The following is a 16,123-nucleotide window of genomic DNA, read 5'->3' as shown; positions in this document are numbered from 1 at the left end:
AGTGAAAAATATTAGAACGAGCGTTTGATTTTCGGATGAGGATAAGGCATTGGCTTTATGCCGCCTGTGTCTCGGTCGGCGTGCTGGTCGCCTGCTGGGTTGCCGCTGACCGCACGGCGACGTCTCTGGTTGGTGACAAGCTTTCGCAGAGTGTCGATGCGGGGCAAACGGTCGCTGATCGCGTTGCCGACGGCATGGTGCACGCCATCAACACGGATTTGTCGATGGTCAGAGCCATCCCGTCGACACTGGCCGAGGTGGATTTGCTGCGTGACGTTCTGCCCGCGGCGGGCGCTCGCCCGGCGAGCGCAGACATCGTGGCGCGCGCCAACGAATTCTTGCGCGGGGCACAGGGCTACTTCGGTGTGGACCGCGTGTGGGTGCTCGACCCCAATGGCGTCTGTGTGGCGGCAAGCAACTATCGTGATGCGCCGTCCCCCGTCGGGCAATCCGTGGCCGGTGTTCCATACGTCACACACGCCTTGCTCGGCGATCGCTTCGAGGGCTACGCCTCCGGCTGGGAGCAGCAGGCGCCTGGTCTTTACTTCAGCGCCCCCATTTATCGCGACGGCTCGCTGATCGGCGTGGTCATGACCAAGATTGGACTCACGCGTCTGCGCCATTGGGTCGGCAGCGGGGAGTCATTCATCACCGACGGCAACGGTGTCGTCATCATGGCCAACGATCCGCGCTTCGAGAATCGCTTCATGCTCGATGGCAAGCTCGGTTCGCTGTCTGACGTCGAGCGTCTGGCGTTGTATCAGCGTAACGATTTCGCGCGCATGCCGATCTCGCAGTTCAAGCGGGCGCCGGGGCGCTCCAATGCCTGGGTGCCGCAGGAATTGCTTGACCGGATGTCTGAATTCAACGACCAGCACAAGCCGTTCGTGATCTCGTCGCGTCCGAGTTCGAGTAACGATCTGGTGGTCTATGCGGTCGAGAACGTCGAAGCCTGGGAGGCATTGACGCGCCAGCACGCCAAGGACCTGGCGCTGTGCTTGTTACTGTATCTGGGCGGTGTCGTCATCGTGGCGCTGGCCGGCTGGACTTACTGGCGCGAGCGTGTGCAGCATCGCGAGACGCGTCAGTCGAATGAAGAGCTCCGCGCGGCGAACAACCAGTTGGCGTTCGAAGCCAGCTACGACGAACTGACGGGTAGCCTCACGCGCCGCTACTTCTTCCATCGTTTCGAGCAGTTGTTGGAGGCGGCGCAACGCAAGAACGAACCGATGAGCCTCATCGTGGCCGATCTGGATCATTTCAAGACGATCAACGACACCTACGGGCACGCCATCGGCGATCAGGTGCTGTGCCGGTTTGTGCTCGTCTGCTCGTCGACACTGCGCGGTGACGATCTGATCGGACGCATCGGTGGCGAGGAGTTTGCGATTTTGCTGCCGGGCGCGAGCGAGCGCGATGCCCTGCGTGTGGCTGACCGGATTCGTGAGCGCTGCAAACGTGAATCGCTGGAAGGCAGCGAACCGCCGCTGCGCTTCTCGGCCAGTTTCGGCATCACTGAATGGCAGGAGACGGATTCACCGATGAACATGGTCGAGCGTGCCGACATGGCGCTGTATCGCGCCAAGCGCGCCGGGCGCGACCGCTGCTGGGTGTTCTGAGCCCGCCAATCCAGTTTCGCTGCGGTTACCAATGTCACGTTTGGTAACCAAAGAGCGAGTCCTTTCCCCGCATTTCACGGGAACCCGCATGTCTAATGGATCAAGCAGGCGTGGCGAATGCTTCGTCACGCAGGATCCGAATAGTTCGTGCAGGAGACATCATCGTGAAAAGCACACTCATGCTGGCCGGCGGCGCTGCCGTCGCCTTACTGTTGGGCGGTTGTGTGGCGGTGCCTTACGGGGCGCCCGCATACGGCGGCGGATATTACAGCGGATACGACTACGCGCCTGGTTACTACGCGCCGGGCTATGCCGTGGCGCCGGCGCCGGTCGTCACGTTCGGCGTGTCGGGCGGGGGGTACTACGGAGGCGGCTATCACCGCGGATGGGGCCGTGGCCGTGGGTGGGGCTGGCATCACTGATGCCGTGTCTGCGAGCCGAACCGCAGGCGGCGCAGATATTTGACGGATATCGCGGCATCATCCCGAGCGCGGGGGGGAGGGCATAGCCGACGCGCCCGGGCCGGGCAACGCCGTCTCGTGTCAGAACTCCGACAGCGCGAAATCTTCCTTCGACACGTCGCACTCCGGGCAGCGCCAGTCGGCGGGCACGTCGGCCCAGCGCGTGCCGGGGGCGAGGCCGTCGTCCGGCGCGCCTTCGGCTTCGTTATAGATCCAGCCGCAAATCAGGCAAATCCAGCTCTTGAATTCAGTGGGGGTGTCCAGCGTGGTGGTCATGATGTCGATTCATCAGGGAAAACTTGGGCGACCCGCATTGTAAGGCACGCGCGCGACATCGTCCTGTTTGCGAACCGGCGCCGGTGCGCAAAGTTAATCCAGATCAATGGATCGAAGGGGAAATGCCAGTGGCGCGCCGCGACGCAACGGCAGGGGATGCGCCGGCAGACGCCGGCGCGGCAACCGTCACCAGTGAATCTGGTTGAGGAAGATCGGGGCCATCTGGGCCAGCGAGTTCAGCAGGGACATGGCGGTATCGCGGTGCGAGACTTCCTTCCACAACCGGCTTTCCTTCACGACACGATCGCGATCTTCCGAGGTCTGCACATCGGGTTCGCGCAGCCGCTTGATCAGATCGATGACGGAGGCCCGGTCGACGGTTTCGGTGACCGAGTGTCGCGCGAGCAATTCGTCCAGATGGACGCGTTCGGCTTCCGTTACCGATGTGTCGAGCGTATCGGTTCGGGCGTCTGCTGGCGTGGCGTTGACGGACGGCTTGTCGGATTGGGTCATACGAGACGTTCTCCTCGCGAGGTGTCGCATGTCTCTATCATAGGCCGTTTCCCTTGTGCTGCGAACCCTCCCGTGCACGCGATGCCGGGCACCCGAGCCGTGAACCGGCAGGGAGCGGTTGGCAGCATCTCGTGCTGTTTCGCGCCGATTCGTGGCGTGTCAAAGCTGTGACAAGGCTGTCTGGAAGCAGGGTCGACGTGACCCGGAAACGAGCCAGAAGCGGTGGCAAACGTCAAGCCCAATAAATTTGTCCAATGCTGACGCTGAAACGGGCAATCCTCTTGACAGCGTGTAACGGCGGGCGTTCTGCGAGGGTGGTGTGAGGTTATCCAGTGGGTTATCCACAGAAGCTGTGGGTAACTTTAAGGGGACGACAGGGATTCGCCGCGATGTCAGCGGCGTGACCCCTGTGTGACGTGTCACCGAAACAGTGGACGCAGCATCAGCAGGGCGAAGAACAGCGCAACACCGACAGGCAACAGTCCCGTGAAGAAGGCGGGCCACGGGGCGCGTGCGCGGTGGCGTGCACCGAACGACGAGATCAATCCCGCACAAAGGCACAGTACCCCGACACCCCAGGTGGGGTTCGGACTCTTGAGGACCCAGGCGGCCGCGGCGAGCAGCCCGATCCACGCGAGCGGCGTGGCGCCCGGCGGCGGCGGTGTGACGTCGACGGCGGCCGGTTTGGTTTGACGGGCTTTGTTGGCGGTGTCTCGAGGCTCAGGGGTATTGGCGGACATTGCGATTCATGAGAGGCGGTAGGCGTGTCGGAAATCGATGGGGACGACACGCGAAAGCCGCAGCATAGCAAACGTGATGGCCAATCGCTCAGGACGTCACGCCATGCAAGGTGAGCGCGCCCGGGCGTCGCTGCGACATGCCGGGGTATCGCTCCGGTGCATCGACATACCAGATGGATGTCGAGTCGACGTCGCGCGTCGGCGCGAAGGCGGGCGGCGTGGCACACCGGTTGTCGAGGTCGACGTGCCACTTGTGCACCGGTTGGCCCGTGAACGTGGCGGACATGGCGGATGTGATGGCGGGGCGCTTGTCCGGGATCGGCGCGTTCGGCATCGCCCGAACGGCCACACACGGTTGATGAAATGCGTCGACGGGTGTGGCGGAGGCAGGCGGCATCGACTGCGCTCGGGCAAGTGGCGATGCGCTCAGTGCCAGAAGACCGAGTATGAGGATGGCGAGGACGCCCATAAGGTCGACGCGCCGCCATTCGGCAACAGCGGTTGGGTCAGCGGCCGTCGACCGGATGCGTTGAAGGTCGTGGCAAGGCGGTGTGACGTGTCTCGGCGGCATGATGGGCTCCGTCGGGGCAATCGTTGAGAGGGGCATTGCATCGAAGCGCATGGCGCATCGTGCAACGTTTCCCGCAACCAGAAGCCAATATCGTGCCGGATCCGATAACTTTTTGATTTGTATGGTGTTATTCGTGATGTGACACAAGCTGAAGTCACTTCTCCTGCATCAAGTGTTGCAGTTCCGAAACGTGCACTGGAGAATCGACGTCGAGGCGCTTCATGTGCCATGCAGATATGCAGGCATTCTCAGACTCCCTGAATACTGTATATAATTACAGTATTCACTCCACGGCGAGACACGATATCCCATGAAAGCCAACTACTCCATCGCCGACATCGAACAGGCGATCAATTACTGGACAAGCCATCAGGCTGCCGACAGCAACCTGTCGCTCTGCCCGTCGGCACGCGCGTTGGCGAATGTTTATGGCGAGATGATCTATCGTCGAGAGACGAGCGTTGCCGCCGACGCCCTCAATGGCGAGCAAAGTCAGGCGATCGAGACGGCCCTGCATCAAATGGAATTGGGGCTGGCACCTTGAATTGGCGCTTGGCGTTCAGCGGATGAATCCGGAGCGCGGCGCGCCGAAATCCATCGGGAGCCCTCGAACTCAGGCCGGGTGAGCCGTATGCCGACGCGCAGACCATTGCTCAAGCCAATGCTCGATACCGTCGGCCGATAGCGCAGGCGAGAACAGATAGCCTTGTGCGACGCGATAGCCCTGTGCGACCAGCAGATCGCGCTGGGCTTCATCTTCCACGCCTTCCGCGACCACGGTGAGATGCAGGTTACGGCCGATGCTGATGATGGCATTGGTCAGCGCGCGCACCGTTTCATCGCGCGTGATGTCATGGACGAAGCTGCGATCGAGCTTCAGTTCCGAAACCGGCAGACGCCGCAGATACCCCAGGCTCGAATAGCCGGTGCCGAAATCGTCCATCGAGAGACGCACGCCCAGGTTGTGGACTTCCTCGATGATGCGCAAAGTGCTCGGGTTGTGGTCCATCAGCACGCTTTCCGTGATTTCGATGGCCAGGCACGACGGCGGCAACTCGTGATCGGCCAGCGCCTCTGCAATCGTGCGCGGCAGATCGTGGTCGTGGAAATTGGTCGGTGACAGGTTGACCGACACATTGCTGATACCGATGCCGCGCCGCCGCCAGTCCGCCAGTTGACGGCACGACTCGTGCAGCGTCCATATTCCAAGTTCGCCGATCAGTCCGCATTCTTCCGCAAGCGCGATGAAGCGCGACGGCGGCACGTCACCGTGTTGCGGGTGTTTCCAGCGAGTGAGCGCTTCCGCCCCGTACACCGAGTCGTCGAGCAGATTGATCTGCGGCTGATAGAAGAGTTCGAGCTTACCCAGACGCAGGGCGTCGCGCATGGCGGTCTCGAGTTCGAGGCGCTCCTGCGCGTGGATATTCATGTCTTCGCTGTAGAAGCGCACGCTGCCCGGGCTTGTCATCTTTGCCTGATACATCGCCATGTCGGCATGTTGCAGCAGCAGGTCGAATTCGCGACCGTGATTCGGAAACAGGCTGATGCCGAAGCTGCCCGACGGGACCAGCGTCACCCCTCCGATCTGGCACGGCGCCGTGAGGGCGCTGCGCATGCGTTCGATGGCGATGTCGAGCCGCTCCGGGTCGCACTCCGTGAGCACGGCCACGAACTCGTCGCCCGAGAGTCGCGCGACGATGTCGGCACCGCGTAGCGCCCGGCGCAGACGCTGCGCGATCGTGCGCAGCAGTACGTCTCCCGCCTGATGCCCGAGCGAGTCGTTGACCTGCTTGAAGCGGTCCAGATCGATGAAGATGACGGCCATGCGCGTGTTCAATTCCGTCGCGCTGGCGATGGCCTGCGCGGCGAGCACGCCGAGCATGCTGCGGTTGGGCAGGCCGGTCAGGCTGTCGGAGAACGCCAGTTGACGAATACGCGTGCGCGATTCGTCGCGCTCGAAGGCGAGTTTGCAGAGATGCACGCACACGTCGACCAGACGCTCGTGCAGCGCATTCGGGCCGCGCACGGTGCGGTAATAGAACGCCAGCACGCCGAGCACCCGCCCGTCGTTCGCAATGATCGGCATCGCCCATGACGCCGCCAGGCCGAACTCGGCGGCCATCTCCCGGAAATCGGCCCAGCGCGGGTCGTTCGCAATGTCGGTCACGATGACGGGGCGCGCCAGAAAGGCGGCCGTGCCGCAGGTGCCCACGTTAGGCCCGATGGCGACGCCGTCGATCGTCTTATGGTATTGCGCGGGCAGACTTGGCCCGGCTTGCGGGCGCAACCGGCCCTCGGCGTCGACCCGCACGACCGAGGCTATGACCTCGGGGGCGATCTGCTCCAGTTCGCGGCACACGAGCGTGAGCACTTCCACGAGCGGCGCATCGCGCACCATCGCGGCCAGCGCCTTGTGCTGCAACACTTCCTGAATCTTCGATTGCGTGATGTCGGTGAACAGCACCACGGCATTCACGAGCTTGCCGTGGGCATCCAGAATCGGGTTCGTGACAACGGAGACCCACAGCGGCTGACGCTGCGCGGTCCGTACGAGCACTTCGCAATGGCAACTGCGGCCGTCGCGGGCGGCCACCAGACACCCTGAGAGCGCCTGCCGGATGTCGAGCGCCGACGTGTCGTCGGCGAACTCGCCCAACGGGGCATCGGCGAACGGGGCATGCGCCAATTTGCCGAGCACCTCGCTCGCGGCATAGCCGAGCATGCGCGTAAAGCCTGCATTCACGTAACAGACGCTGCCCTGTGCGTCGGTGATGAGCACTGCGTTGTCCGTCTCGTCGACGCCGAGCGAGAGCAGGTGCAGACGGGCGTCGTCGGCGGCCTGGCGCGCCACGCGCTCGGTCACGTCCACGGCGAACTTGATCACGTACGTGAGATTGCCGTCGTCGTCGAATACGGGGTTGTAGGTGGCTTCGAGCCAGAGCGCGCTGCCGTCGCGGCGAAGGCGCCGTACCTGATCGGTGTGCGAGCGTCGGGTGCTGACGACTTGTGCGAGTGCGTCGCCGCAGGTGTCGTCGAGCGGATCGCACAGCATGGCGTGGCGTTTGCCGATCAGCGCGTCGCGTGTGTACCCGAAGACACCGAGGAGTTTGTCGTTGACATCGACGACGGTGCCATCCGGCGTGAGCGTGAGCATGCCCAGCGAGCGGTCGAGTGCTTCGAGCAACGCTTCGCGCCCCGGCGCCGGTGTGGCGCCGACGGCGGACGGTGAACCGGGCGCGACCATCGAGCGGACCTCCTCGGACGTCCTGAGGACATTGTCGGGTGTGACTGGGGCTGACACGCCAAAATCGCTTTCAAGTATAGCGACCTGCGGGGGCAGGCTCACGTGGGAGAAACCGGGAGACGACAAGTGACGATGGCGTCCCGGGCAATACGACAGACGGAAGAAAAGCGGTCGGTGGACGGTATTGAGCGACCTTCGCGAGACTTTCCCGCCGGTTGGCCTGAGCGCGCGCTCAGGCCGCCTTGACGCGAATGCGGATTCCGCCCACGGCGACGGTCTGACCCGCGCGGATCTTGCAGGTCTTGCGCGTTTCCAGTTGGCCGTCGACCGTGACTTCGCCGTTGGCCACGAGGACCTTGCCCGCGCCGCCGGAGTCGACGACACCGGTGAGTTTAAGCAGGTCGTTCAGGGCGACGAATTCGCCCGTCAATTCAAAAGTTACGTTTTGCATAGTGGAGCGGATACTACGTAAAAACCCGATGCGCGTCGACAGGTGTCGCGCATCGGTTCAGACGCTCAGGCGTCGATCACGTGTTCGAGACGGCGGTCGGGAATCAGCCACACGGCGGCCATCAGCGCATACAGCGCGAGTGAAACCGCGGGCACCACGAACGCCAGCCCGATGGCCACGGCATACACCACGACAGAAAGCTTGCCCTTGTAATCGCGCCCGAGGGCGGCGGCGAGCCGCTTGTTGCCGCCGTCGTGCACGGCCAGCAGGGCGCGCGACAGAATGAAGTGAGCAATGGCCGCCATGCAGAGCACCACGCCGTAGAGTGCCGTCGGCCAGGCGGTGAAGTGGTTTTCGCCCAGCCAGTGCGTGACGAACGGAATCAGCGACAGCCAGAAGAGCAGATGCAGATTGGCCCAGAGTACGCCGCCGGAGACCTTTTGCACCACCTGGAAAAGATGGTGGTGGTTGTTCCAGTAAAGGCCCACATAGACATAGCTGAGGATGTAGGTCAGGAACGTGGGTGCGACCGGCAGGAGGTCGGCCAGTTCGCTGCCGTGCGGTGCTTTCATTTCCAGCACCATGATCGTGATGATGATGGCGATTACGCCATCGCTGAAGGCTTCCAGTCGGCTTTTGCCCATGCTTTCGTCGATTCGTCAGTACGGTAGGGGGTTACAGCACGGCCACGCGGTTGCGGCCGGCCTGCTTGGCCGCATACAGCGCGCGGTCAGCGCGTTGCAGCAGCGTGCCGAAGTCGGCGTCGTCCGGGGTGATGCTGCTCACGCCGATGCTCGCGGAAAACCGCACGGGGCCGGTCGCACTGGTCGGACCCGGCACGCTCGCGCCGTTGATCGCACTCAGCATGCGCTCGGCCGCCTGGGTCGCACGGTGCGCATCGGCCTCGGGCAACAGCATGGCGAATTCCTCGCCGCCCAGACGGCCGATCACAGTACTCTTGCGCAGTGCCGCCCGCAAGACCAGCGTCAGTTCGACGATGACGCGATCGCCGATAGCATGCCCCCACGTATCGTTGACGATCTTGAAATGGTCGATGTCGAGCATCAGCACCGACAGTCGGCGCTGCTGGGCGCGCGCGGTGGCGAACTGGCGCTCGGCCTGCATCAGGAACGCCCGGCGGTTGAGCAGACCTGTCAGGCCGTCGCGCATCGCCATGTCGCCCAGTACCCGGTTCACGCGGCGGAGTTCGAGTTCGTCGACCACGAGCGAGGAGAGATCGGCGAGCAGGGCGCGCTTCTCGTCGTCGAGATCGCGAGGACGGCGGTCGATCACGCACAACGTGCCGAGCCGATGTCCTTCTGGCGTGCGCAGCGGGGCGCCGGCGTAGAAGCGGATGTTCGGATCGCCCGTGACCAGCGGGTTGTCGGCAAAGCGCCGGTCGGCACGGGCATCGGGCACGACGAGCACGTCGTCGCTGAGAATCGCATGCGAACAGAAGGCCATCGAGCGCGGTGTGTGTGTTGCATCGATACCGCGACGTGCCTTGAACCACTGACGCGACTCGTCGAGCAGCGAGATGAGCGAGATCGGTGTGCCGAGCACGTGAGACGCCAGTCGCACGATACGGTCGAACGCGGGTTCGGGCGGCGTGTCGAGGATCTCATAGCGGCGTAGCGCAGCGAGGCGATCGGCTTCGTCGAGGCCGACGCTGCCGGTACCACCGAGACAGCTCATGCGGCCAGACGAAGGGGACGCCGGCCGTTGCAGGCCTTGGCGGGCGTCGTCGAAATCAGATGAATCGGCACCGGATGCAGTCATGTCGCGACGGGTGGGCAGGGCCCAGCGATTAGACGACAGCAGTGCCGGCGACGGAAATTCCTGCCGCAGATCCGGCAACTGCACGAAAGGTTCGAAAGACTCGAAAGTTCCGAAATTCTCGCGTTGCTGGTGATGCTGGTGATGCTCAAGGCGCTGGCGTGCAAACGCCGGACTCGCAGATGACTCGGATGTCGCGGGAGAGACTTGCGACCGGGCGCGTAGCCAGGTGGACTCCCGATCGAAGACATCCGTGACGCTGTCAATTCTGCCCCGCCCGAAGTCGCTTGGCAATTGCGACGATGCGACGCCCGTTGCAGCGCCCATATCACCCATGCCGCGCATTTCGCCGACGCTGCTCATCGGATTCACTGCGGCGCTCACTTCATCCGTTTCGCCCACGGAAGTGCCTGCTCGCCAGCGCGCCAGGGCGTGCTGTGCCGTCTGGGCAGCTTGCACGGCTTGAGCGGCTTGCACGGCTTGTGCGACGTCGTCGGCGCGGTCCGGGGAGCGCGGCGTGGGCAGAGTGTGGCTCATGAGTTGGCGGTGGAAGGGCTGTCGGGTGGGATGTCGAACGCTTCGCCGGTCTCGAAAAAGTTGCCGCCGGCAATGTAGTGGAGACTGCGCGAGACGCCCGGCGCGAACTGCCAGTGCCCGTCGCGAAACGCGCGCGGATCGGCCCACGCCGCCACGACTTCGCCGAGAAACAGGTCGTAGCGATCCTGATTGTGCGGCTCGGGGATCACGCGGCATTCGAGCCATGCGAGGCAACCGTCGATCAGCGGGGCGCCGATGTGCGAGCCTGCGAAGGCCGTCACGCCGGAGCCGTCGGCAAACTTGTCGGTGTCGCGACCGGAGACTGACCCTACGTGGAGCGTTTCGCGGGCGATGAGGCGCGCGGGCACGTTCAGCGAAAACTCTCCCGACGCTTCGACCAGCTCTCGCGTGAGCGTGTTGCGGTCGATGACGACAGCGACCTTCGACGGCGAGAAATCCAGCGGCATCGACCAGGCGGCCGCCATCACATTGCGGCGTTCGGCGTGGGCGCTGCCGACGAGCACGGTCGGGCCGTGATTGAGCAGGCGGTAGGCTTTCGGAAGTTCGACGGGCAGGCGTTCGGTCATGATGGGCAATCCGTGCAATCTCGATGCATCGTGTTGATCGGGCGGCCCATGATAGCGCGGTGGCAGAGTGGCCGATCGCGTGCATAACGACGGCTGGCGTGCGAACTGACGTCCGAGGAAATGGAAAAAGGCGGCCCGCAGGGTTAGCTGCGGGCCGTACAAACGGCACGGTGCGGGGAGCGCGTGCCGGATCAGATCTGCATGCAGTATTTCATGCGTTCGTCCCAGTCCGGTCCCCGTGCGGCGGCTGTTGAGTGCGGCAAGCGTCTCAGGCGGCGTGACGCTTCAGAAATGTCTCGACGACGCTCGCGAAATACGGCGGGCATTCCTGCATCGGGTAGTGCCCACAATTCGGCATCACCTGCAATGTCGCGTTGGGATGCCATGCGAGAAACGTTCGCTCCATCGCTTGCGCATCGAGTCCGGGGTCCTTGTCACCGACCACGATCAGAAACGGCGTCTCCAGACCTCGGACGTCATCGGCGAAGTCCGCCGTGACCAGCATGTCGAGGTACTTCATCCGGCATGCGGGAGCGACCGAATCACGGTTTTGCCGGACCTTGCGATCGGCCCACGTATCCGAGAGTCCACCGGTGACGAACTTGAACAGTCGTCGAAGGGCGTCATCGTCCTGCGTCGTGCTTGCGAAGAACGCGAGCGCTTCCGGACTAAGACGGTTGCCGGCCGCGGACACCGGACATACGGCGATGGCGCTCGCGATGCGCGACGGGGCGTCCGCCGCCAGCCGTTGCGTCACCATGCCCGTCATCGAGTGACCGATGACGTGAAAGCGCTGCCAGCCGAGATGATCGGTGAGCCGGAGGCAATCTGCCGCAATTTCCGGCACGGTGAATTCGCCGGTCATGTCGATGGAATGCCCGTAGCCGCGCAAGTCGACGAAGGCATAGGTGAAGGCGTGAGCGTCCAGCCAGGGCAGAGCGGTGTCAAAGCTGGTGTGGTCGCCGAGCCAGTCGTGCATGACTAGCACATGCGTGGGGCCGTCGCCGTAACGGACGTAGCCGAGGAGGTTGCCGGTGCTGGCGTGGATGTCGAAGGCTGCTTTCATTTCAAGGTTCCATGTAGTTGGGTGGAACCAAAACGAAACGCCCTCCCGGCGGACCGGGAGGGCGTTTTGAAAGTGAACCGATCGTATCAAGCGGCCAGGCGAGAGTCAATAGCCTTGCTGCTTTGCATTTCTCGACCTTACGAATCACGCCACTCGCGACCCCATGGCATTACCATGCGCCAACATCAAAATGGGAGACCGTATGCGCCGGCTGATCGTCACTGCCTTGTTGGTCGGGGCGACAGGATTGCAGGGGTGCGCAAGCTCGGCACAAACGTTCCTGCTGGGGACCGCCGTCGGCGCTGCTGCCGTGATCGGTGCGGCAGGGTGCTCGCTCGCCTGCCGCTGATCTCCCTCACTCGACCTTCGTCACTCACACCTCGATCGTCTCAATCACTGGTTCGCAGTCGATGGGGAAATTGACCGAATTGGCCACGTAGCACTTCTCGTGCGCGGTGTGATGCAGGTGTTCGGCGAGCGCGACGTCGCCGCCGGCGCGAATCGTAACGTGCGGGCGCAGTACGATCCGGGTGAAGCGTCCTTCGGTCGCGGTGTCGATCATCGTGCCCAGGGCGTTGTCGCGATACCGTTCGACGACGATGCCCGCTTCGGCGCACAGATGCAGATACCAGAGCTTGTGGCAGGCGCTTGCGGACGCGACGAGCAGATCTTCCGGATTCCAGCGGGCTGCATCGCCACGAAAGGCGGGGTCGGCCGAGCCGGGAATCGACGGTTTGCCGTCTGCGCGAATCTCGTGATTGCGCCCGTATGCGCGATAGCCCGAGGTCCCGCTGCCTTCATTGCCGACCCATTCCACCTCGACGCGGTACTCGTGTTCGCCCGATGCCATGACTTCCCTCCGTTCCTGTCGCCGTTGTCGCTGTTGCCAGCGTTGTCTCTACTGAGGGCCGACTGGCGGATGCTGCCGTGCCCGTTCGCGATTGTCGCAGGTGAGCGCGCAGTGCGCCGGTCATTTTCGGCCATCAAAAGGCCGTATCTCGTCGGACCTGGCCCGAAGGCGGCGCCGTAGCGATCATCGCCGGTCGAAAGGGCGGGGGACGTCGGAAACTGAGCCGGCTTAACGTCGGCTCAGGCCAGCGGCTCCGTCGTGAGCGCACGCGTGAGGCCGTGCATCGGGCGGCGCATCGCGACATCGAACGGATTGGTCTGCGGGCCGATCAACTCGGCCTGACGTCGCAGCAATTCCACCACCATCGGCAAACGATCCTGCGACAGACGCGCAGCCAGCGTGCCGACGCTCAGCGCGGCGACAGCGTGCCCCGTACGGTCGAAGACCGGTACCGCGACCCCCGCCATGCCATCGAGCACGCCGCTGTTGCTTCCGGCATACCCCAACTGGCGCACCCGTTCGATCTCGGTGCGCAGGTAGACCTCGTCGAGCACGCCGTAGCCGCGCAACCGCGGCACGTTGAAGCGAATGATCTCCTCGCGCTCCGCTTCCGGCAGGAACGCCAGAATCGCAAGACTGCCCTGACCGACGCCCAGCGCGACGCGTCCACCGATGTCACCGGTGAACGAGCGGATCGGGAAGGGTCCTTCGCACATGTCGAGACAGACCGCGTCGAAACTGCTGCGCACGAGCAGGAAGATCGTGTCGCCGAGGCTTGCGCACAGACGCAGCAGCGACGGGCGGCACAGCGTGCGCATGCCGCTCGGGTTGCCCGCCTGCGCGGCCATGGCGAAGAAATCGATGCTCAGTCGGTAGAGCTTGGACGTCTCGTCCTGCTCCACGACCTGTTCGGCAATGAGGGCGTGAAGAATCCGGTGCACCGTGGCCTGACTCAGGCCGACGGCCTTGGCGATATGGGTGACGCGCTCGCCTTCGGGTTTGGCGACGCCTAGGGCGCGAATGACGGCGAACGTGCGTTGCAGGATGCCTGCGCCGGCGGATTCTGCGGGCGACGCTTCCTTCACGTCGGTCATGCGGGGTGAATCGGAGGTGCTCATCAGGGTCTCGAATATTCCGTCAAACGGAATACTAGCGCAAGCCGATATGGCTTGAAAACTGACGCGATGTCTCGAAACCCCCAAAAACCACCAATAATCATCATAAGTTAGGGATTATCCCGAGACGCTGACACGAAACGAAAGGGCGTATTCATTCGTCAAATATTCCGTCAAACGAAATAATCTGAAAATTTATCTCATTTCATGGAATCGTTATCTTGCGGCATGCAATTTGGCTCGCTACTGTTCGATGCAATTGCATTTCATGTGGCGCATGTGCGCCCCAAAGGTAGTGACCATGTCTTTTCTGACTTTGACGGATGTTTCCAAGACGTTTGGCGAGCTCAATGCCGTCTCGAACGTCAATCTCTCGGTGGAGAAAGGCGAGTTCGTCTCGCTGCTCGGGCCTTCGGGCTGCGGCAAGACCACCACGTTGCAGATGATCGCGGGCTTCGTCGAAGCCACCACCGGGCGCATCACGCTCGACGGGCGCGACATCACCAACATGCGCCCGAACAAGCGCGGCCTGGGCATCGTCTTCCAGAGCTACGCCCTGTTCCCGCACATGACGGTGGCGGACAACGTCGGCTTCGGCCTCGAGATGCGGGGCGTCGACAAGGCAGAACGCAAGGACCGCATTCGCGAGGCGCTCGCGCTGGTGCGGCTCGATGCCCTCGGTCACCGTTTCCCGCGTGAACTGTCGGGCGGCCAGCGTCAGCGTGTGGCGATCGCGCGTGCGGTCGTGATTGCGCCGCCCGTGCTGCTGCTCGACGAACCGATGTCCAACCTCGACGCCAAGCTGCGTGAAGACATGCAGTTCGAGCTGCGCTCGATCCAGCGCAAGATCGGTACGACCACGATCATGGTGACGCACGACCAGTCCGAAGCGCTGTCGATCAGTGATCGCGTCGTGGTCATGGAAGCCGGCCGTATCACGCAGGTCGACACGCCGTACCGGGCGTACGAGCGTCCGGAAACGCCGTTCGTCTCGCAGTTCATCGGCAAGGCCAACATGCTGGCCGGCCGTGTGGCCGCGCGCGACGGCGAGCATCTGCACATCGAACTGGGCGCGCAACTCACGCAGCGCGCAGCGCTCTCGGACCTGGCGCCGCGCGACCGCAGCATGGCGGTGGGCGATGCCATCACGATGTGTCTGCGTCCTGAGAAGGTGCGCCTGTGCGCGCCGTCGGCCGGCCGCTTGTCGGCAACGGTCACGAGCCGCTTCTTCCTCGGCAGCCAGTGGCTGTATCGCGTGGACAGCGCGCTGGGCGAAGTGCTCGTGTGCTGCCAGAACGAAGGCGGCGAACCGTTGAACGAAGGTTCGCCGGTCGGCCTCGACTGGCATCCGGAATCGGTGCGCTTCGTCGCTGCGGGAGCGTGCGCCAATGGCTGAAACCCTGCAAGTCCCGCACACGGACACCGCGCGCCCCACGCGTGCGCCGTGGCATGCCTACCTGCCGATGTGGGTGATGAGTGCGCCGGCCATGCTGCTGTTCGTGGCGCTGGTGCTCATTCCGTTGCTCATGACGCTCGCGCTCACGTTCTATCAGTTCGACCCGGCGAGCGGTCCGATTGCGGCGTTCCAGTTCGAGAACTACAAGGAAGTGCTGTTCGACTCGTACTTCCATACGATCTTCCTGCGCACCTTCGGCATTTCGCTGACGGTCACGGCGATCTGCGCCGTGGTCGGCACGTTCGAAGCCTATGTGCTCTCGCGCATGGGTGACCCGTGGCGCTCGCTGTTCCTGCTGGTGATTCTCTCGCCGCTGCTCGTGTCCATCGTGGTGCGGGCGTTCGGCTGGAGCATGCTGCTGAGTTCCGGCGGCCTGATCAATCAGGCGTTCGGGCTGATCGGCATCGGGCCGTTCAAGATGGAGTACACCAACTTCGCCGTCGTCGTGGCGCTCTCGCACGTGATGCTGCCGTTCATGGTGATTCCGGTGTGGACGTCGCTGCAACGTCTCGATCCGCAGACGGAGAACGCGGCGCTCTCGCTCATGGCGTCGCCCGTGACCACGCTGCGCCGCATCGTGCTGCCGCAACTGGTGCCCGGCATTCTCTCGGGCAGTCTGATGGTGTTCGGTCTGTCGGCCAGCGCTTTCGCGATTCCGAGCCTGCTGGGCGGACGCCGTCTCAAAGTTGCCGCCACCGCCGTGTACGACCAGTTCCTCAGTTCGCTGAACTGGCCGCTGGGCGCGACCATCGCCGTGCTGCTGCTCGTGGCGAACCTGATCGTGATGCTGACGTACTACCGTCTGCTCGATCGTCGCTATTCGCGAAGCATGGGCTAAGGCCCTCGGGTCTTTCGCAGAAC

At 63.5% G+C, this 16,123-nt stretch carries 18 protein-coding genes; 6 read left to right on the top strand and 12 right to left on the bottom strand.

Annotated elements, in window-relative coordinates; all coding sequences use genetic code 11:
• Window positions 1-35: 35 nt before the first annotated feature.
• Window positions 36-1,619 (top strand): sensor domain-containing diguanylate cyclase, encoded by a 1,584-nt coding sequence (locus PCA20602_RS23585; protein WP_150723271.1) that lies wholly within the window; start codon window positions 36-38, stop codon window positions 1,617-1,619.
• 164 nt (window positions 1,620-1,783) lie between these two features.
• Window positions 1,784-2,041 (top strand): hypothetical protein, encoded by a 258-nt coding sequence (locus PCA20602_RS23580; RefSeq protein ID WP_217432501.1) that lies wholly within the window; start codon window positions 1,784-1,786, stop codon window positions 2,039-2,041.
• 120 nt (window positions 2,042-2,161) lie between these two features.
• On the opposite strand, the gene PCA20602_RS23575 is transcribed toward PCA20602_RS23580, so the two are convergent.
• The 4 genes from PCA20602_RS23575 to PCA20602_RS23560 form a co-directional block, all read right to left on the bottom strand.
• Window positions 2,162-2,356: a rubredoxin gene (locus tag PCA20602_RS23575; protein ID WP_039397716.1), complete on the bottom strand. Its 195-nt coding sequence runs from the start codon at window positions 2,354-2,356 to the stop codon at window positions 2,162-2,164.
• 186 nt (window positions 2,357-2,542) lie between these two features.
• Window positions 2,543-2,869 carry a hypothetical protein gene (locus tag PCA20602_RS23570; RefSeq protein WP_069343927.1) on the bottom strand — a complete coding sequence of 109 codons (327 nt, stop codon included), beginning with the start codon at window positions 2,867-2,869 and terminating at the stop codon, window positions 2,543-2,545.
• 419 nt (window positions 2,870-3,288) lie between these two features.
• Window positions 3,289-3,609 (bottom strand): hypothetical protein, encoded by a 321-nt coding sequence (locus PCA20602_RS23565; RefSeq protein ID WP_150723270.1) that lies wholly within the window; start codon window positions 3,607-3,609, stop codon window positions 3,289-3,291.
• 88 nt (window positions 3,610-3,697) lie between these two features.
• Window positions 3,698-4,006, bottom strand: coding sequence for a hypothetical protein (locus tag PCA20602_RS23560; protein WP_150723269.1), 309 nt, complete (start codon window positions 4,004-4,006; stop codon window positions 3,698-3,700).
• A 484-nt stretch (window positions 4,007-4,490) separates the two neighbouring features.
• Here PCA20602_RS23560 and PCA20602_RS23555 point away from each other — a divergent pair, with 484 nt between their 5' ends.
• Entirely contained in the window at window positions 4,491-4,724 is a 234-nt protein-coding gene (locus tag PCA20602_RS23555) for a DUF3717 domain-containing protein (RefSeq protein ID WP_069343931.1), read from the top strand.
• Between the two features lie 69 nt (window positions 4,725-4,793).
• Here PCA20602_RS23555 and PCA20602_RS23550 read toward each other — a convergent pair whose 3' ends face one another.
• From PCA20602_RS23550 to PCA20602_RS23525, 6 genes are all read right to left on the bottom strand, one after another.
• Window positions 4,794-7,424, bottom strand: coding sequence for a sensor domain-containing protein (locus tag PCA20602_RS23550; RefSeq protein WP_150723268.1), 2,631 nt, complete (start codon window positions 7,422-7,424; stop codon window positions 4,794-4,796).
• Between the two features lie 232 nt (window positions 7,425-7,656).
• Complete coding sequence (locus tag PCA20602_RS23545; protein WP_069343933.1) at window positions 7,657-7,875, bottom strand: RNA-binding S4 domain-containing protein; 219 nt, start codon at window positions 7,873-7,875, stop codon at window positions 7,657-7,659.
• A 65-nt stretch (window positions 7,876-7,940) separates the two neighbouring features.
• Window positions 7,941-8,519 carry a TMEM175 family protein gene (locus PCA20602_RS23540; protein ID WP_069343934.1) on the bottom strand — a complete coding sequence of 193 codons (579 nt, stop codon included), beginning with the start codon at window positions 8,517-8,519 and terminating at the stop codon, window positions 7,941-7,943.
• A gap of 31 nt (window positions 8,520-8,550) precedes the next feature.
• A complete protein-coding gene (locus PCA20602_RS26120) occupies window positions 8,551-10,188 on the bottom strand; it encodes a GGDEF domain-containing protein (RefSeq protein WP_246182313.1) in 1,638 nt (545 codons plus the stop codon).
• Entirely contained in the window at window positions 10,185-10,775 is a 591-nt protein-coding gene (locus tag PCA20602_RS23530; protein WP_150723267.1) for a flavin reductase family protein, read from the bottom strand. Before PCA20602_RS23530 ends, PCA20602_RS26120 begins: the two co-directional genes overlap by 4 nt.
• A 268-nt stretch (window positions 10,776-11,043) precedes the next feature.
• On the bottom strand, window positions 11,044-11,841 hold the full coding sequence (locus tag PCA20602_RS23525) for an alpha/beta fold hydrolase (RefSeq protein WP_150723266.1): 798 nt from the start codon (window positions 11,839-11,841) through the stop codon (window positions 11,044-11,046).
• Window positions 11,842-12,043: 202 nt separating this feature from the next.
• On the opposite strand from PCA20602_RS23525, the gene PCA20602_RS25770 reads away from it, so the two are divergent.
• Window positions 12,044-12,190 carry a hypothetical protein gene (locus PCA20602_RS25770; protein WP_170836292.1) on the top strand — a complete coding sequence of 49 codons (147 nt, stop codon included), beginning with the start codon at window positions 12,044-12,046 and terminating at the stop codon, window positions 12,188-12,190.
• A 24-nt stretch (window positions 12,191-12,214) separates the two neighbouring features.
• On the opposite strand, the gene PCA20602_RS23520 is transcribed toward PCA20602_RS25770, so the two are convergent.
• Together PCA20602_RS23520 and PCA20602_RS23515 are read right to left on the bottom strand one after the other, a co-directional pair.
• Window positions 12,215-12,691, bottom strand: coding sequence for an OsmC family protein (locus PCA20602_RS23520; RefSeq protein WP_150723265.1), 477 nt, complete (start codon window positions 12,689-12,691; stop codon window positions 12,215-12,217).
• Between the two features lie 239 nt (window positions 12,692-12,930).
• A complete protein-coding gene (locus PCA20602_RS23515; RefSeq protein ID WP_139133329.1) occupies window positions 12,931-13,785 on the bottom strand; it encodes an IclR family transcriptional regulator in 855 nt (284 codons plus the stop codon).
• A 322-nt stretch (window positions 13,786-14,107) separates the two neighbouring features.
• On the opposite strand from PCA20602_RS23515, the gene PCA20602_RS23510 reads away from it, so the two are divergent.
• A complete protein-coding gene (locus PCA20602_RS23510) occupies window positions 14,108-15,202 on the top strand; it encodes an ABC transporter ATP-binding protein (protein WP_069343939.1) in 1,095 nt (364 codons plus the stop codon).
• A complete protein-coding gene (locus tag PCA20602_RS23505; RefSeq protein ID WP_150723264.1) occupies window positions 15,195-16,100 on the top strand; it encodes an ABC transporter permease in 906 nt (301 codons plus the stop codon). Before PCA20602_RS23510 ends, PCA20602_RS23505 begins: the two co-directional genes overlap by 8 nt.
• The last annotated feature ends 23 nt before the right edge of the window (window positions 16,101-16,123 follow it).

The sequence above is a fragment of the Pandoraea capi genome (genome assembly GCF_902459735.1).
Classification (GTDB): domain Bacteria; phylum Pseudomonadota; class Gammaproteobacteria; order Burkholderiales; family Burkholderiaceae; genus Pandoraea; species Pandoraea capi.
This window is presented reverse-complemented; position numbering and strand designations above follow the sequence as displayed.

Bases quoted from the DNA above. Each gene is read 5' to 3' on its own strand.
- PCA20602_RS23585 (WP_150723271.1), top strand. From the start codon at position 36: ATGAGGATAAGGCATTGGCTTTATGCCGCCTGTGTCTCGGTCGGCGTG.
- PCA20602_RS23575 (WP_039397716.1), bottom strand. From the start codon at position 2,356: ATGACCACCACGCTGGACACCCCCACTGAATTCAAGAGCTGGATTTGC.
- PCA20602_RS23570 (WP_069343927.1), bottom strand. From the start codon at position 2,869: ATGACCCAATCCGACAAGCCGTCCGTCAACGCCACGCCAGCAGACGCC.
- PCA20602_RS23565 (WP_150723270.1), bottom strand. From the start codon at position 3,609: ATGTCCGCCAATACCCCTGAGCCTCGAGACACCGCCAACAAAGCCCGT.
- PCA20602_RS23560 (WP_150723269.1), bottom strand. From the start codon at position 4,006: ATGCCGCCTGCCTCCGCCACACCCGTCGACGCATTTCATCAACCGTGT.
- PCA20602_RS23555 (WP_069343931.1), top strand. From the start codon at position 4,491: ATGAAAGCCAACTACTCCATCGCCGACATCGAACAGGCGATCAATTAC.
- PCA20602_RS23550 (WP_150723268.1), bottom strand. From the start codon at position 7,424: ATGGTCGCGCCCGGTTCACCGTCCGCCGTCGGCGCCACACCGGCGCCG.
- PCA20602_RS23545 (WP_069343933.1), bottom strand. From the start codon at position 7,875: ATGCAAAACGTAACTTTTGAATTGACGGGCGAATTCGTCGCCCTGAAC.
- PCA20602_RS23540 (WP_069343934.1), bottom strand. From the start codon at position 8,519: ATGGGCAAAAGCCGACTGGAAGCCTTCAGCGATGGCGTAATCGCCATC.
- PCA20602_RS26120 (WP_246182313.1), bottom strand. From the start codon at position 10,188: ATGAGCCACACTCTGCCCACGCCGCGCTCCCCGGACCGCGCCGACGAC.
- PCA20602_RS23530 (WP_150723267.1), bottom strand. From the start codon at position 10,775: ATGACCGAACGCCTGCCCGTCGAACTTCCGAAAGCCTACCGCCTGCTC.
- PCA20602_RS23525 (WP_150723266.1), bottom strand. From the start codon at position 11,841: ATGAAAGCAGCCTTCGACATCCACGCCAGCACCGGCAACCTCCTCGGC.
- PCA20602_RS25770 (WP_170836292.1), top strand. From the start codon at position 12,044: ATGCGCCGGCTGATCGTCACTGCCTTGTTGGTCGGGGCGACAGGATTG.
- PCA20602_RS23520 (WP_150723265.1), bottom strand. From the start codon at position 12,691: ATGGCATCGGGCGAACACGAGTACCGCGTCGAGGTGGAATGGGTCGGC.
- PCA20602_RS23515 (WP_139133329.1), bottom strand. From the start codon at position 13,785: ATGACCGACGTGAAGGAAGCGTCGCCCGCAGAATCCGCCGGCGCAGGC.
- PCA20602_RS23510 (WP_069343939.1), top strand. From the start codon at position 14,108: ATGTCTTTTCTGACTTTGACGGATGTTTCCAAGACGTTTGGCGAGCTC.
- PCA20602_RS23505 (WP_150723264.1), top strand. From the start codon at position 15,195: ATGGCTGAAACCCTGCAAGTCCCGCACACGGACACCGCGCGCCCCACG.